Annotated in this window: 15 protein-coding genes; 6 read left to right on the forward strand and 9 right to left on the reverse strand. The window is 33.0% G+C overall.

Features of this window, described 5'->3' with window-relative positions; all coding sequences use genetic code 11:
- Nucleotides 1–35: 35 nt before the first annotated feature.
- The 3 genes from ASD98_RS05865 to ASD98_RS05875 all read right to left on the reverse strand — a co-directional run bounded on the left by ASD98_RS05865 (nucleotide 36) and on the right by ASD98_RS05875 (nucleotide 3,457).
- Nucleotides 36–1,895 carry a hypothetical protein gene (locus tag ASD98_RS05865; protein ID WP_056201435.1) on the reverse strand — a complete coding sequence of 620 codons (1,860 nt, stop codon included), beginning with the start codon at nucleotides 1,893–1,895 and terminating at the stop codon, nucleotides 36–38.
- Complete coding sequence (locus ASD98_RS05870; RefSeq protein WP_056201438.1) at nucleotides 1,892–2,443, reverse strand: RNA polymerase sigma factor; 552 nt, start codon at nucleotides 2,441–2,443, stop codon at nucleotides 1,892–1,894. Before ASD98_RS05870 ends, ASD98_RS05865 begins: the two co-directional genes overlap by 4 nt.
- A 162-nt stretch (nucleotides 2,444–2,605) precedes the next feature.
- The gene (locus ASD98_RS05875) at nucleotides 2,606–3,457 is read right to left on the reverse strand and encodes a protease complex subunit PrcB family protein (protein WP_056201441.1); all 852 of its coding nucleotides are present in this window, start codon (nucleotides 3,455–3,457) and stop codon (nucleotides 2,606–2,608) included.
- Between the two features lie 172 nt (nucleotides 3,458–3,629).
- Between ASD98_RS05875 and rmuC the strand changes: the two genes are divergently transcribed.
- From rmuC to ASD98_RS05895, 4 genes are all read left to right on the forward strand, one after another.
- Nucleotides 3,630–5,003, forward strand: coding sequence for a DNA recombination protein RmuC (gene rmuC, locus ASD98_RS05880; protein WP_056201443.1), 1,374 nt, complete (start codon nucleotides 3,630–3,632; stop codon nucleotides 5,001–5,003).
- 33 nt (nucleotides 5,004–5,036) lie between these two features.
- Nucleotides 5,037–5,585: an acyl-CoA thioesterase gene (locus ASD98_RS05885; RefSeq protein WP_056201446.1), complete on the forward strand. Its 549-nt coding sequence runs from the start codon at nucleotides 5,037–5,039 to the stop codon at nucleotides 5,583–5,585.
- Between the two features lie 42 nt (nucleotides 5,586–5,627).
- Entirely contained in the window at nucleotides 5,628–6,023 is a 396-nt protein-coding gene (locus ASD98_RS05890; RefSeq protein WP_053474301.1) for a VOC family protein, read from the forward strand.
- 411 nt (nucleotides 6,024–6,434) lie between these two features.
- Nucleotides 6,435–7,004 (forward strand): YceI family protein, encoded by a 570-nt coding sequence (locus ASD98_RS05895; protein WP_056201449.1) that lies wholly within the window; start codon nucleotides 6,435–6,437, stop codon nucleotides 7,002–7,004.
- Between the two features lie 2 nt (nucleotides 7,005–7,006).
- Here the strand turns inward: ASD98_RS05895 and ASD98_RS05900 are convergent, their stop codons facing one another.
- Complete coding sequence (locus ASD98_RS05900) at nucleotides 7,007–7,918, reverse strand: TIGR01777 family oxidoreductase (protein WP_056201451.1); 912 nt, start codon at nucleotides 7,916–7,918, stop codon at nucleotides 7,007–7,009.
- Nucleotides 7,919–8,016: 98 nt separating this feature from the next.
- On the opposite strand from ASD98_RS05900, the gene ASD98_RS05905 reads away from it, so the two are divergent.
- Nucleotides 8,017–8,679 carry a TetR family transcriptional regulator C-terminal domain-containing protein gene (locus ASD98_RS05905; RefSeq protein ID WP_056201455.1) on the forward strand — a complete coding sequence of 221 codons (663 nt, stop codon included), beginning with the start codon at nucleotides 8,017–8,019 and terminating at the stop codon, nucleotides 8,677–8,679.
- Complete coding sequence (locus tag ASD98_RS05910) at nucleotides 8,676–9,980, forward strand: AarF/ABC1/UbiB kinase family protein (protein WP_056201456.1); 1,305 nt, start codon at nucleotides 8,676–8,678, stop codon at nucleotides 9,978–9,980. The genes ASD98_RS05905 and ASD98_RS05910 overlap by 4 nt, the downstream gene beginning before the upstream one ends.
- 193 nt (nucleotides 9,981–10,173) lie before the next feature.
- Here ASD98_RS05910 and ASD98_RS05915 read toward each other — a convergent pair whose 3' ends face one another.
- The 5 genes from ASD98_RS05915 to ASD98_RS05935 form a co-directional block, all read right to left on the reverse strand.
- Nucleotides 10,174–11,469: a deoxyribodipyrimidine photo-lyase gene (locus tag ASD98_RS05915; protein WP_056201458.1), complete on the reverse strand. Its 1,296-nt coding sequence runs from the start codon at nucleotides 11,467–11,469 to the stop codon at nucleotides 10,174–10,176.
- 79 nt (nucleotides 11,470–11,548) lie between these two features.
- Nucleotides 11,549–12,058, reverse strand: coding sequence for an SRPBCC family protein (locus ASD98_RS05920; RefSeq protein WP_056201460.1), 510 nt, complete (start codon nucleotides 12,056–12,058; stop codon nucleotides 11,549–11,551).
- 50 nt (nucleotides 12,059–12,108) lie between these two features.
- The gene (locus ASD98_RS05925; RefSeq protein ID WP_056201461.1) at nucleotides 12,109–12,549 is read right to left on the reverse strand and encodes a sterol desaturase family protein; all 441 of its coding nucleotides are present in this window, start codon (nucleotides 12,547–12,549) and stop codon (nucleotides 12,109–12,111) included.
- 150 nt (nucleotides 12,550–12,699) lie between these two features.
- Nucleotides 12,700–13,539 (reverse strand): phytoene/squalene synthase family protein, encoded by an 840-nt coding sequence (locus tag ASD98_RS05930; protein ID WP_056201463.1) that lies wholly within the window; start codon nucleotides 13,537–13,539, stop codon nucleotides 12,700–12,702.
- 3 nt (nucleotides 13,540–13,542) lie between these two features.
- The gene (locus ASD98_RS05935) at nucleotides 13,543–15,009 is read right to left on the reverse strand and encodes an NAD(P)/FAD-dependent oxidoreductase (protein WP_056201466.1); all 1,467 of its coding nucleotides are present in this window, start codon (nucleotides 15,007–15,009) and stop codon (nucleotides 13,543–13,545) included.
- Nucleotides 15,010–15,018 lie beyond the last annotated feature (9 nt).

Raw genomic sequence — 15,018 nt, forward strand, 5'->3', positions numbered from 1 at the left:
TATCTATTGGAATTAAAAACAATAAACTATAGATATTAAAAGTTAACATTTAGTCCAAAATTCAATCCCCATTGAAATTGATTGAAAGATTGATTGCTTAAAGGATTTGCATAATAATTAACAGCTGGTTCAACAAAAACGTTTGTTTTTTTATAAACTCTATATTGTACTGTGCTGCTCAAAGTTGTGCCATAAACATAATCGTTTGCATTTATGTTTTCACCCATAGAATTCCCATCGATGGCAACGCTGTTCGAAATTAATTTACCAACAAATCCGCCTGTGTTTAGATTAATGTTTGTTCTGTTTTTATTAAAAATAGAATATGAAACTTCTAAAGGCATTTCGATGTACCGTAAATTTTGATCTAAATTTCCGGTTTCAACATTTTCACTTTGCAAAACATCTTTTGTGCTGTTTGAAACCAAAACAAAATTTGCTCCATTGCTTGCGATTTGAGGAACACTTTCGTTTTTTACAAAATAATCGCTTGAGCTGAAAAGGGCTTGTTTTTTTGCGTTTAGATAAGAAACGTTTGCCACACTTTGCCCCAGTTCATTAATTTTAACCCCAGAAGCAACAGCCCATTTTTTATTGATTTTATACTGCGTTTTTACACCGTACGAATTACTTTGTTTAGAATCGTTTACGTTTCCTAAAGTTTTATTGTTTTTATAATTTTCAGAATTGGCAACACCGGCAAAAAGCTGTAAAGCCCATTTTTCTGATTTAGATAATGTTTTGTCTTCTTTTTTCTTTTTCTCTTCTTCCGGAGTAATAGTTACAATTCCTTTTTCTAAATTTTGAAGTTCAGCTAGCTGTACAGAATCTTTTTTACTCAAAACATTTGAATTGATAAAAGCTGTATTGTTTTTTGAATTATCATTTTGAACACTTGCAATACTTTTGTCAGCAGTCGTTTTTTGAATGTTTTCTTTATTCGAAGGACTTAGAGCATTTGGATTTCTCTTTGCAGCAGAATTTGCAGCATTAAGTGCAAGCGCATTTTTATTTTTTGAAGATGAAAGATCTTCAAAAATTGAATTCGGCACCTGATTTCCTGAAACAGTATTAAAATTATTTGTTTTTGCCGGAGCAAATTTCTTCTCTGCTAAAATCTTATCAGCATTTCTTTTTTCAATGTCTGATTGACTTTTCGAACCGAAATTAAAAGAATTCGATTTGTTTGGGGCAAATGATTTCTCGGCAACAGCCTTGTTTAAATTCTCTTTTTTAGTGGTCGAAAGTTGATTTTTAGATGCCGCATTAAATCCATTCTCTCCAGCTGAAACAAATGTTTTTTCGGCGACAGCGCGATTTATATTTTCTTTTTTATTGGTAGAAATTTGATTTTTAGAAGCTGCATTTAACCTATTTTCTCTAGCTGGAACAAATGATTTTTCGGCTACGGCATTATTTCTTTCGACATTTACTTTTGGTTCAAAGCTGTTATTATTTGTTTTGTTTTGAGAACCCGTTTGAGCTTTAACTGTTTTTGAATTTTGGTTTAATTGATTTTGGTCTGATTGATTAGTTGTTTTTTCTGATGACGAAACTCGATTATTATTAGATTCTTTTTCAAGGATATTTTCTTTAGTTTCAATGCTTCTGGTTTTATTGGTATCATTATTTTCCTGATCCAGAACAACATTGTTATTTTCAATAGAATTGTTTTGTATTGTTTTAATTCCCGAATTATCAGAACTAAAATGCAATACAGAAGGGAGCAGTAAACCTAATAATAAGCATGCAGCCGCCGACCACCAAAGAATTGCTCTCTTCTTCTTTTTAGGTTTGTCGAGTTTTTCTTCAATCTGACCCCACAATTCAGGAGGCGGAACACTCGAAAAGTCTTCCATTGATGAAAAAATATCTTCTATTTTTTGCTTCTTCATGCTATCTTAAAATTTTTTATGCTCAGTATTCTTTTTTGCAAAATATGTTTGGCTCTATTTAAATTTGATTTTGATGTTCCTTCAGAGATTTTTAGTAATTCGGCAATCTCTTTGTGTTTCATCTTTTCAAAAACATAGAGGTTAAAAACCGTTCGATATTGATCCGGTAAATCTCTAATATATTCTAGCAATTTTTCTTGTTCTATTGGGATAATTTCCAGTTCTTCTTCCTCGACAAAATCAGTATCGGGATCAAAAACATCAAGAAAGAAACTCTCTTTTTTCTTCTTATTTAAAGTTTCAATCAGCTTATTAATGAAAATCCGTTTTAGCCAGCCTTCAAAACTTCCTTCAAATTTATATTGGCCGATTTTTTGAAAAACAATTACAAATGCTTCCTGGAAAACATCCTTCGCATCATCTTCATTTTTCATATACTTTAGGCAAATACCATATAAAACAGGAGAGAACAACTGATATATTTTCAGTTGTCCTCCTCTGTCATTTTTCATGCAAAGCTTAATATATTTCTCTAAATCGTCTTTCAAAAAATGGATTAATTTGGTTTTGCAAAAATAGTTCTTAAAAGCTTACAAAACTACATTTTGTAAATAGTTAGAACTAGTGGTATTTTGTGTTAGTTTTTGATTATCAAGTATATCTGTATCTTTTGTTGGGTAGCAAAAGATACAGATGTTACTCAATGATGATTATTTTAAGCTGTTGATTTTTGCCTTAAGCGCCATTCTGAAAGCTTTTATTTCGCTGCTCATATCTGCAGTGTCATTATTGTCAATAGTAATTTTAGTTACCGTAATTCCCTGACGAAGCTCAAAATAAACACCGCCTTGAGCACCTGGTGTACCATACGTTTTTGTTTGGCCCTTAATTGCTGTAATTTCTGTAGGGATAGTTTTTGATAATAAAGTATATTCGCTTCTTACTGTTTTAGCATTGTATTTGTATTGCTCAAACTCGTAGTTTCCGGTAGTTACACCTAGGAATTTTAAAACATTGTAGTCATTGATCTGAAAAAAGTCATTTGTTGTTCCAAAACTTCCAATTACGATATTATCAGGGCTTTCGTTTGTTCTGTTAAACAAAATTGCTTTTGCTGTTTTTGGGATCAAAATGAAATCTGTTGGGTAAGTTGGAGTCTGCGTTAAAGTTTCTCCTGTTTGTGGTCCTTTTTCGTAGAAATTAACAATGATTTCGCAGTTATTTTGTACAATTGAAGTAATTTTTATTGCGTAACCATTTGTAGGTTTTACGCCTGCAAAAAGTGCAATCATATAGTTATCACTAAAATTAATGTTAGGATCGCTTGCAACTGTACAGGTATTGGCATGTTTTGTAAAATAAGCGTCCATTTTTTCCTGCGAAGTTATAATAAGCGCACTCGGATTATTAGGTAAAGTTTTTACACTATAATTGCATAAAACAGGGAAGCCCGAAAAAGGTAAATCTACATTAGTTCCACAGTCAACATTCAGGTCGTCATTACTAAGAGAGCAGGCGCTAAATCCAAAAGCGATAAATAAGCTCAACATTAATTTTTTCATGATTATTTTTTAATAGGTTATATCATGTAGATGAAACACTTTTGAAATGGTTGCGTTAAAAACAAAAAATTATGTTTGTTTAATTTAGAATGGAAACTAATTCGTGAAATTTTAATTTTAAAAATTAAGCACTACGTATTATTGCGTACTTTTACTTAAAATAAACTTAGATATGTTAGAATTTCTTCCGCTTTTATTGGCTTTTGTAATTGCTTTGTTTCTTGGGATATACTTAGGGAAAATGTTGTTTTCTGCTAAATTTCAGGCAGAAAGAGTAAGTTTAGAAGAAAGATTAAATGCAAATGCAAATCAGCTTCAATTACAGAAAGAGCAATTTGAAACGGAAAGAAATAATTTTCAGAAACAACTTCATTTAACTAATTCTGAAAAAGAAAATATCAGAACAGAAAAAGACAGTCTGGCCATTCAGCTTTCGAAAAAAGAAGTCGATTTTGAAAATTTATGGGAACGCCATAAAGAACAGAAAAATGAAGTAAACGAACTTCAGGAAAAATTCACCAAAGAATTCGAAAACCTGGCAAATAAAATTCTCGAAGAAAAATCGGCAAAATTTACAGAACAGAATAGTGAAAACATGAAAAACATTCTGCTTCCGCTTCAGGATAAAATTCATGTATTTGAACAAAAGGTAGATCAAACTCATAAAGAAAGCATCGATTATCATGCAGCACTTCGCCAGCAGATTATTGGCTTAAGCGAAATGAACGCTCAAATGAGCAAGGAAACCCTAAACTTAACCAAAGCATTAAAAGGCGACAGCAAAATGCAGGGAAACTGGGGCGAACTTGTTTTAGAACGCGTTCTCGAAAAATCTGGTTTAGAAAAAGGCCGTGAATATGAAGTACAGCAAAGTTTTGTAAATGCCGAAGGAAATCGTGTTTTTCCAGATGTTGTAATTAATCTTCCGGATGGAAAGAAAATGATTGTTGATTCTAAAGTTTCGCTTGTTGCTTACGAAAAATGGGTAAACGAAGAATCTGATTTGCTGAAAACAGAGTGGCTTAAAGAACATGTTTTATCCATTAAACGTCACGTTGAACAACTCGGAAATAAAAATTATCACGATTTGTATCAAATTGAAAGCCCGGATTTTGTTTTGCTTTTTATCCCGATAGAACCGGCTTTTGCTATTGCGTTGAACGAAGATTCTACTTTATACAATAAAGCTTTTGACCGAAATATTGTAATTGTTACGCCAAGTACATTATTAGCAACGTTGCGTACAATAGACAGTATGTGGGCGAACCAAAAACAGCAGGAAAATGCTTTTGAAATTGCCAGACAAGCAGGTGCTTTATATGATAAATTTGAAGGTTTTGTAACCGATTTGGTTAGAATTGGAAATAAAATTAAAGATACCAAAACAGAATATGAAAGTGCGATGAACAAGCTTGTTGACGGCAAAGGAAACTTGATTTCGAGTGTAGAAAAATTGAAAAAAATGGGTGCAAAAGCAAAGAAATCACTTCCTGAAAATATCATCAACAGAGCTTTAAATACGGATGAAAGCGAATTATTGAATTAAAATAAAATACCAAATATTCCAAAAACAAAAAACATGACTACAGATTTTAAACCCGTTTCTTCATCAAAAATCAGCATTTCAGAATTAATGCTTCCGTCGCATACCAACTTTAGCGGTAAAATTCACGGAGGATATATTTTACAATTGCTGGATCAGATTGCATTTGCTTCGGCCTCAAAATTTAGCGGTAACTATTGCGTAACGGCTTCTGTTGACACAGTAAACTTTCTTAAACCAATAGAAGTTGGAGAATTAGTAACTATGAAAGCTTCTGTAAATTATGTGGGAAGAAGTTCGATGATTGTAGGCATTCGTGTTGAAGCAGAAAACATCCAAACCGGAGCTGTAAAACATTGTAATTCGTCTTATTTTACAATGGTTGCCAAAGACAAAGAAGGCAAAAGCGTTCAGGTTCCCGGACTTATTTTGTCTAATCTCGAAGAAGTGAGACGTTTTAGAAAAGCAATCAAACATATCGAAGTTAGAAAAGAAGTAGAAGAGCATGAAAAGATTGCCAATAGAAACTCAATCGAAGACTTAGCAAGCTTAGATAAATACAATGTACTTTTAGAAATCAGCTAATTTTTCCTATCTTTATTTATCACACATTTAAACAAAGAAATCATGATAAAGTTTGGATATACAATTTTGTACGTTGAAGACGTAGAAAAATCAATAGAGTTTTATGAAAATGTATTTGGGTTTGCAAGAAAATTTATAAGTCCGGATAATGATTATGGAGAATTAAATACTGGTGAAACCACCATTTCTTTTGCATCAAAAAAATTAGCATCACATAATTTAAGCGAAGGTTTTATAGAAAGCAGTTTAGAAGACAAACCTTTTGCAATAGAATTAGGTTTCATAACTGAAGATGTTGGTGACCTTGTGCAAAAGGCAACTTCATTTGGAGCTGTTTTGGTTACAGAGCCAAAGAAAAAACCGTGGGGGCAAGTTGTAGCCTATGTTAGAGATACAGATGGGTTTTTATTGGAGATTTGTACACCAATGCATGGATAAATTGTGATCAAGAATATGAGGTATAGTCCCTACGGGACATATGAACAGGCGTGCCCCATTTTTTTTTATATCAACATTTAATTTTCTACCGATATTTAATCTCTACGAGATATTCCGTTAGGAATCAAATATCGGTAGAAAAATCAAGATTACCGCCTCGTTTTTGTCCCGTAGTGCCATCTCATCTGACCTCTTACCAATTACATTTCACATCTCACAACCACCATTTCATACCCCAAAATATTCACAAATATTTAGCATTAGTTAAAGAACTCCGCATCTTGAAATTTCGTAACTTTAAGTATAAACATTAGGTTACGAATTTTTTCACTGAGTACTGCCGTTCTATTTTTGAACTTGTAAAATTCTTCTTAGAAATAGAATGACATAATTGTTTAATTGATGACGATTATGAAAAGAACTACATTGCTTATTTTATTTTTTACTGCATTTTCATTACTTGCCCAAGACAAATTTAAAACCACTACGGCAGTTGTAAATTTTGAAGCTTCTGTTCCTTTTTTTGAAGAAGTAAAAGCAGTAAATAAACTCGGAACTATTATTCTCGAACCAGAAACAAGTACTTTAATCTGTACTGTTGTAATCAAAGATTTTCGTTTTAAAATGGATTTAATGCAAGAACATTTTAATGAAAATTATATTGAAAGCCATCGTTATCCAAAAGCGGTTTTTAAAGGGAAAGTTGAAAAATTTGATTTAAAAAACGTTGATGACACTGAAAAGGAATATGACGTAAAAGGAAAACTTTACCTTCACGGAAAATCGAAAATCATTGAAATGAAAGCTTTGATAAAAAGAGTTCCGAACGGAATACAAATTTCGTGTAATTATCCAATTTCAGTTTCAGATTTTAATATAGCAATACCAAGTGTTGTTGCCGGTAAAATTTCAAAAACGGCCAATACTAATTTATTTGGAGTCGTACAAAGTGAAGACATGAAGTATTTAACTTTGAAATGATTTTAATTGATGCTTGCTATTAGTGCTTTTTCTAAATCGGTAAACTGAAATTCAAATCCGGTTTTTTGTATTTTTTCTGATGACACTCTTTGCCCTGTTAAGACAGCCTCGCTCATTTCTCCTAAAACAATTTTAAGAATAAAAGGAGGGATTTTAGGAAGCCAGATAGCATATCCGTATAATGCAGCTAATATTTTAGAAAACCTCGAATTTGTAGTGTTATCTGTTACAGCCGCATTATAAGGACCATGCATTTGATCATCTGAAACTGCTTTGCAATAAATTTGAGATAAATCTTCGATATGAATCCAGGGCAAATATTGTTTTCCTGATCCTAAAACCGCACCAAAACCAGCTTTAAAATTAGGATTGACTTTTTTAAGAAATCCTTCATCTTTTCCCAGTACAATTGCAGTTCTGATTTTTACGGTTCTAATCCCTAATGCTTCGATTTTATCAACAGCATTTTCCCAAATTTGGCAGGTTGTTCCTAAAAAGTCATTTGCTGCAGGCGTTTCCTCAGTACATATTTTATGACTGGTAATCGCACCGTAGATTCCAACTCCCGAAGCGGAAATAAAAGCATTAAGTTTTTTATTATTTTTTTCTAAAACCGAAAAAATCAAATCAATTGGTTTTATACGACTTTCCAGAATTGCTTTTTTTCTCTTTTCGGTCCATCTTTTTTCAACGATTCCTTCGCCGGCAAGATGAATTATGAAATCAGCATTTAGAACGGCATTTTCATCAATATAATTTTTGTTCAAATCCCACTTATAATAAGTGACTTCAGAAGTGTTTTCTTTATCAGAACGACTCAAAACAGACACGGAATATCCAGCTTCTATAAGAACACCTGTTAAATGTTTTCCAATGAATCCGCTTCCTCCGGTTAATAGAACATTTTGAGCCATAATAGTTTATAATATATTTAACAGTGCTTACTGTTTAATGATTAGTAAAGGTACTTAAACAATGTTTACCTTTATGGCAAATTCTAAATTTTAATAAAATGACGACTAAAAAGAAGGTAATTACCAAAGATGATATCGTTTCAAAATACATGGATGAAGTTTTAGAAAAAGGCCAAAAACCAAAATCAGTTTATCATTTTGCCAAAGAAAATGATTTTACCGAAGCTGAGTTTTATTCCTTTTTTGGAACATTAGAAGGTTTAGAAAAAGAAATATTCCGACTGTTTTTTGAAAACACAGTCAACTTACTTCACAAAAACGAAGAATATCAGGAATATGATATGAAGAATAAAATGCTGAGTTTCTATTTTACTTTCTTCGAAATCCTGACAGCAAACAGAAGTTACGTTTTACAATCGCTTAAAATCGATAGAAATCCACTTAAAAATTTAGTGCAGTTAACTACGCTTAGAAATAGTTTCAAAGAATATGTTTCTGAAATTCTGACCGATGATTATAGATTAGAATTGGAAAAACTGCAGAAATTTCAGGAAAAAGCCATTCAGGAATCGGCATGGCTGCAATTAATGCTGACGATTAAATTCTGGATGAGTGATGAATCTGCTGCTTTTGAAAAAACAGACATATTTATCGAAAAATCGGTTAATGCATCATTTGAGTTAATGAATGTTGCACCAATGAATCATTTAATAGATTTTGGAAAATTTCTATTCAAAGAAAAAATATACAGTAAACAATGAAAACAATCGATTATATTCCAACTTCAAAAATAGAAAGAGCCGGAAAATTGGTTCAAACCGGTGCCAAAATCGGCGTAAATTATATAAAGCATTATGCTGAAAAAGTAGTAAACCCAGATTTAACCCGTGACAAACTAAATGAAAATAACGCCGAGGATATTTACGACGGACTTAAAAGTCTAAAAGGAAGTGCATTGAAAGTCGCTCAAATGTTAAGCATGGACAAAAACTTTTTGCCTCAGGCTTATGTTGAGAAATTCTCTTTGTCGCAATTTTCAGTTCCGCCGCTTTCTGCACCTTTGGTTTTAAAAACTTTCAAGAATAACTTTGGTAAAACACCTTATGAAATTTTTGATGAATTCAATGCAAATTCAGTAAACGCAGCAAGTATTGGTCAGGTCCATCTGGCCAAGAAAAATGATAAAAAACTGGCCGTTAAGATTCAATACCCGGGTGTTGCCAATAGTATTTCATCTGATTTGGCTTTGGTAAAACCAATTGCAATTAGAATGTTTAATCTGCAGGGAAAAGATTCGGATAAATATTTTAAAGAAGTTGAAGATAAACTTATAGAAGAAACCAACTATTTGCTGGAATTAAAACAAAGCCAGGAAGTTGTAGAAGCCTGTAATAAAATTGAAAATATCATTTTCCCAAATTACTATCCGGAATTTTCATCAGAGAAAATCATTACGATGGATTGGATGACAGGAATTCATCTTTCTGAATTTACGGCTAAAAATACAGATCAGGAAGTTGGCGATAAAATAGGGCAGGCGCTTTGGGATTTTTACATGTACCAAATTCATGTTTTACGAAAAGTACATGCAGATCCGCATCCGGGAAATTTTTTAGTTGACGATCAAAACCAGTTAATTGCTTTGGATTTTGGATGTATGAAACAAATTCCGGAAGAATTTTACACCCCGTATTTTGAGTTAATCAATAAAAAGGTAATTACGGATGAAAAACGTTTTAACGAGAAATTATTCGAATTAGAAATCCTTCGTCCGGACGATTCGCCTGCGGAAGTGGAATATTTCACCGAAATGTTTCATGATTTATTATCCCTTTTTACAAAACCTTTTCAAAACGATACCTTTGATTTTGCCGATGAAACCTTCTTTGAAAGCATCGCTAAATTAGGGGAACGTTTCTCAAACGATACCAATCTTAAAAAAATGAACGGAAATCGTGGTTCTAAACACTTTATTTACATGAACCGTACTTTCTTTGGACTTTATAATTTAATGTTCGATTTGAAAGCTAAAATTGTGGTTGATAATTATTTGAAATATTAAAGATGTAGTTTCTTTTGTTTCAGGTTTCAGGTTTCAAGTTTCAAGTTTTACTTTTGATGCTGAATAAAATACACAGACCTTTGTTAAAGTTTCAAACTTTGACAAAGGTTTTTTTTGTCTATTTTCTCATCCTGAAGAAAGAAGGAAACGTTTTTTTAATATTGGAATTTGGAATATAAAAAAATTTGGAATTTTATTTAATGATTCCCGCTTTATAAGTCGAAATCGCGCGATCCCTCGCAAAGGCATGATCAACCATAGGTTCATTATAACCAAAATCAAACTCAGGAATCCATTTACGGATGTATTGGCCTTTTTCATCAAACTTCTTTTGTTGGATTTCAGGGTTGAAAACTCTGAAATATGGCGCAGCATCACAGCCTGTTCCGGCAGCCCACTGCCAGTTTCCTACATTTGAAGCCAATTCAAAATCCAAAAGTTTTTCAGCAAAATAAGCTTCGCCCCATTGCCAGTTAATCAATAAATGTTTGCATAAAAAACTGGCCACAACCATACGAATACGATTGTGCATATAACCTGTTTCATTGAGCTGGCGCATTCCTGCATCTACTATTGGGTATCCGGTTGTTCCGGAACACCAGCGTTTAAAATCGTCTTCGTTATTTCGCCATTGAATTCCGTCGTAAGCCGCTTTGAAATTATGATTGACACAATTAGGAAAGCTGAACAGAATTTGAATAAAGAATTCTCTCCAAATCAATTCGCTTAAAAAAGTCTGGTTTTTTCGATTTGCCCAGTTTACTAATTTCCGAATACTTACGGTTCCAAATCGTAAATGCGGCGAAAGATAAGACGTACTGTCAAGAGCCGGAAAATCTCTTGTTTCTTTATAATTGGTAATTTTTGTTAAGTTGTGAGGCTGAACTTTTATGGCACTTCTTTCAAAACCAATTGCTGCTAATTCAGGAAATGAAAATTGATTTTTTGCGAAATTAGATTGAAATGCATTAGAATCATATTCTGGAGCTGACCCTGATAAATGGTATTTTTCAAGCCATTTATTTTTATAAGGAGTATAAACCGTGTACGGAAGTCCGTCGGCTTTTGTGATTTCTTTCTCTTCGAAAATAACGTGATCTTTAAAAGAGAAACATTCAATATTATTTTCTTTTAATGCAGCACAAATCGATGCGTCACGTTTGATAGCAAAAGGTTCATAATCTTTGTTAAAGAATACGCTTTGAATATCAAATTCTTCCAGAAGCGATTTCCAGACTTCTTTTGTTCTTCCTTTTTTAATTAAAACAGATGACCCGAAAGTGTTTAATCCTGTATTTATTTTTTGAATTGAATTGTAAATGAAACTTACACGAGCATCATTTTTTGGAAGATTGTCCAGAATATCTTCATCAAAAATAAATAATGGTATTACAGGAAAATTGGATTGTAAAGCATGAAATAATCCGGTATTGTCTTCTAAACGCAAATCACGTCTGAACCAGAAAAAGGAAACTTTTTGTTTTGTCATTGTATTTGTTCTCGCTACGCTAAGTTTTTCTTTAGCACTTAAATTGCTCGCAAAGACGCAAAGTCGAAAAGTTATTTCTTTAAATACTTTTTTGCTCTGCGTTAATCTGTATAATTTTTGGCTGTGATTTTGAATTAAATAATTCTTCGATTTTATTATAACGGAAATCAAAAATTGTTTTCAGCTTGTTTTTTACCACTAACCGATTCATAATTCTTCCAAAAATCCCGAGTGGGAGAGCATAATGAACGATGTCTGTCATTTTGGTTCCGCCGCCTGGTGTTCGTTCAAAAAAGTGTTTGTGATGCCATAATTTATAAGGGCCAAAACGCTGAACGTCGATAAAATAGTGATTTTCTTTGCAGGCTGTAATTTCGGTAACCCACGAAATTTTGATTCCTAAAAGCGGTCGTAAAGTATAGGTTATAATTTGTCCGTGATACATTCGTTTTTCGTCGAAATCCTTGATTTCAAAATTCATATTATCGAGCGTAATAGTCTGCAGGTTTTTTGGACTGGAGAAAAAATTCCAGCAGTCTTCGACACTGGCGTTTACATATTGTACGGTTGCTATCTTGTATAATTTCATTTTCTAACTAAATCAATTGTTATAAATGCTTCTTTGGAACGTCCAATAATCTACATTTTATAATATTTTAAGGGTACAAACAACATTCCGAAACATTCTCCTTTTTCTTTATTAAGGTGTTTATGATGAATTTTGTGTGCTTTTCTGAGTCCGATGAGGTATTTGTTTTTGGTGTTTTTGAACCATTTAAAACGTTGATGGATTAATACATCGTGAATTAAAAAATAGCATGCTCCGTAAAGCGTAACCCCACAGGCAATGAAAAACAAATAATTGAACCCTCCCTGAACACCAAAATAAAATAAAAGAATACTCGGGGTCGCAAAAATGACAAAGAAAATATCGTTACGCTCAAAAGTATGCTCATATTTTGGCTGATGATGATCAGCATGAAAATACCACATAAAACCGTGCATTACATATTTGTGTGTGAGCCAGGTAACACATTCCATAAATAGAAAAACGCCTAAAAAGATTAAAAAAGAAATCATTTTATAAATGTTGTTATTAAAATTATAATTTAAAACCTTATGAGTTTAGCTTTAGATTATAAAAGATTGACTCTAAAGATTATTTTTTGTTTTATTGCCTGATTCTCGACAAACTGTTGCTTAATCGAAATGACAAAACTGAACTTGTAATTAAACGAGTTTTAGCTTATAAGTCACAAAAGACTGCGCTAAAAGCCCGGCTTTTGTATAGTTAGAAACCCGAATTCTTGAATTTCCAATTTCATGAGACGGCGTATTTTTTAGTTTTTTGAGGAGCTTTCTGTAATAAACATAAGCAGTATAAACTCCAAATTTAGCTTCGATTGGCAGTTTTACAATTCCCTGATAAGCAATGCGGAAATCTTCCTCGATTTCTTTGATGATCTGCGCTTTTGAGTCTTCGTTGAAATTGTTGAGGTTAACGCCCGGAAAATAAGTTCGGTTTAAGATCGTATTATCATCTTTTAAATCTCTCAAAAAATTCACTTTCTGAAAAGCAGATCCTAATCGCATGGCTTCATTTTTTAACTGTTCATATTTATGTTCTTTTCCGGAAACAAAAACCTTTAAACACATTAAACCCACAACATCGGCAGAACCGTAAATGTAATCTGCATATTCGGCCTGTGTATTATAAGTTGACTTTATAAGGTCGAGTTTCATGCTTTTTAAAAATGCCTGAACCAGATCGTCGGTGATATTGTATTCTTTTACCGTATGCTGGAAAGAATTTAAAATAGGATTTAGACTGATTCCTAATTCCATAGCCTTATAGTATTCTTTTTCAAAATCGTCGATCAGGTATTCCTTTTCATAATCGTGAAAAGAATCAACAATTTCATCAGCAAAACGAACAAAACCGTATATGCTGTAAATGGCATCTCGAATACTTGGCGACAGCATTTTTACGGCAAGCGAAAAAGAAGAACTATAGTTTTTGGTAACCAGTTTGCTGCATTTGAAAGAAACGGCGTCGAATAGTGATTTCATTTTTTAGGATCTTAAAGATTTTTGAATTAATTCAGCTGCTAGTTTTCCTGAAATTAACGCAGGAGGAACACCTGGGCCGGGAACAGTCAATTGTCCAGTAAAATATAAGTTACGAATTTTTTTACTTTTTAGTTTTGGGCGTAAAAAAGCAGTTTGCAATAATGTATTCGCCATTCCGTAAGCGTTTCCTTTATATGCATTATAATCTGCTATAAAATCGTTTTTACAGAATGACTCTTTAAATATAATGTTATTTCTAATTTCTTGCTGTGTAAGCTGTTCAAAACGAGTGATTATCTTTTCGAAGTAGGCTTCCCTTAGTGTTTCGTTATCTTCAATTCCGGGCGCAAGCGGAATTAAGAAAAATCCGGTTTCCATTCCCTCTGGTGCTGCTGTTTGATCTGTTTTAGACGGAAAGTTGGCATAAAACAAAGGAGCTTCGGGCCATTTTGGATTATCGTAAATGTCAATAGCGTGCTGATTAAAATCGGTATCAAAAAATAAGGCATGATGAGAAATGTTCTCAATTTTTTTATTGAAAGCCACAAAAAATAGAAGGGAGGATGGCGCAAAGATCCTGCTTTCCCAGTATTTTTGAGAATAAACCTGATGCTCTTTTTCCAGTAAAGTTTCAGTATGCTGATAATCGGCACCACTTAAAATAACATCGGCTTTTATAATCTCGCCGTTGATAACAATTCCTGTCGCGGTTTTATTCTCAACGATTATTTTTTCGATTGGTGCATTGGTTTTGATGGTAACGCCAAGTTCTATGGCTAATTTTTCGATTCCTCGAATGACATCAAACATTCCGGTTTTAGGATGCCAGGTTCCAAGTCCGAAATCGGCATAATTCATAAAATTGTAAAATGAAGGCGTTTTGGCTGGTTTTGCACCGAGGAATAAAACAGGAAATTCGAGAATTTGGATCAGCCTTTCATTCTTAAATTTCTTGCGGATATCAGAGCTGACATTGTTAAAAAACTGATTGAGTTTTAAAGCGGTTTCTTTAGTGATTAATTCAAGGGGAGAAACTCCGGGGCGGTACACTAAATCTTTTATGGCAATATCATAATTGCTTTTGGCTTGATCAATAAAGTTTTGAAGTTTTTGAGCACTTCCTTTTTCAATCTTTTCAAACGTAGTTTTAATTTCTTCTAAATTGTCATAAATGCTGATAAAATCATTTACTCCAAAATAAACACGATAGGCGGGGTTTAGTTTTATAAGCTCGTAATAATCGGATGGTTTTTTGTTGAAGTCCTGAAAAAAACGTTCAAAAACATCCGGCATCCAATACCAGCTTGGTCCCATATCAAATGTAAAACCATCTTTTTTGAATTGTCTTGCACGGCCTCCAATCGTTGGATTTTTTTCATAAATAGTGACCTTGTTACCTTGCTTTGCCAAGTAACATGAAGCGGCTAACGAAGAAAAGCCTGATCCGATTATAGTGATAGTTTTTGTCATTTTGTTTAA

The sequence above is a fragment of the Flavobacterium sp. Root186 genome (assembly GCF_001428525.1).
Taxonomy (GTDB): Bacteria; Bacteroidota; Bacteroidia; order Flavobacteriales; family Flavobacteriaceae; genus Flavobacterium.

What these genes read in the sequence shown, in the direction of transcription:
- ASD98_RS05865 (WP_056201435.1), bottom strand. Translation starts at nt 1,895, where the DNA reads ATGAAGAAGCAAAAAATAGAAGATATTTTTTCATCAATGGAAGACTTT.
- ASD98_RS05875 (WP_056201441.1), bottom strand. Translation starts at nt 3,457, where the DNA reads ATGAAAAAATTAATGTTGAGCTTATTTATCGCTTTTGGATTTAGCGCC.
- rmuC (WP_056201443.1), top strand. Translation starts at nt 3,630, where the DNA reads ATGTTAGAATTTCTTCCGCTTTTATTGGCTTTTGTAATTGCTTTGTTT.
- ASD98_RS05885 (WP_056201446.1), top strand. Translation starts at nt 5,037, where the DNA reads ATGACTACAGATTTTAAACCCGTTTCTTCATCAAAAATCAGCATTTCA.
- ASD98_RS05890 (WP_053474301.1), top strand. Translation starts at nt 5,628, where the DNA reads ATGATAAAGTTTGGATATACAATTTTGTACGTTGAAGACGTAGAAAAA.
- ASD98_RS05895 (WP_056201449.1), top strand. Translation starts at nt 6,435, where the DNA reads ATGAAAAGAACTACATTGCTTATTTTATTTTTTACTGCATTTTCATTA.
- ASD98_RS05900 (WP_056201451.1), bottom strand. Translation starts at nt 7,918, where the DNA reads ATGGCTCAAAATGTTCTATTAACCGGAGGAAGCGGATTCATTGGAAAA.
- ASD98_RS05905 (WP_056201455.1), top strand. Translation starts at nt 8,017, where the DNA reads ATGACGACTAAAAAGAAGGTAATTACCAAAGATGATATCGTTTCAAAA.
- ASD98_RS05910 (WP_056201456.1), top strand. Translation starts at nt 8,676, where the DNA reads ATGAAAACAATCGATTATATTCCAACTTCAAAAATAGAAAGAGCCGGA.
- ASD98_RS05915 (WP_056201458.1), bottom strand. Translation starts at nt 11,469, where the DNA reads ATGACAAAACAAAAAGTTTCCTTTTTCTGGTTCAGACGTGATTTGCGT.
- ASD98_RS05920 (WP_056201460.1), bottom strand. Translation starts at nt 12,058, where the DNA reads ATGAAATTATACAAGATAGCAACCGTACAATATGTAAACGCCAGTGTC.
- ASD98_RS05925 (WP_056201461.1), bottom strand. Translation starts at nt 12,549, where the DNA reads ATGATTTCTTTTTTAATCTTTTTAGGCGTTTTTCTATTTATGGAATGT.
- ASD98_RS05930 (WP_056201463.1), bottom strand. Translation starts at nt 13,539, where the DNA reads ATGAAATCACTATTCGACGCCGTTTCTTTCAAATGCAGCAAACTGGTT.
- ASD98_RS05935 (WP_056201466.1), bottom strand. Translation starts at nt 15,009, where the DNA reads ATGACAAAAACTATCACTATAATCGGATCAGGCTTTTCTTCGTTAGCC.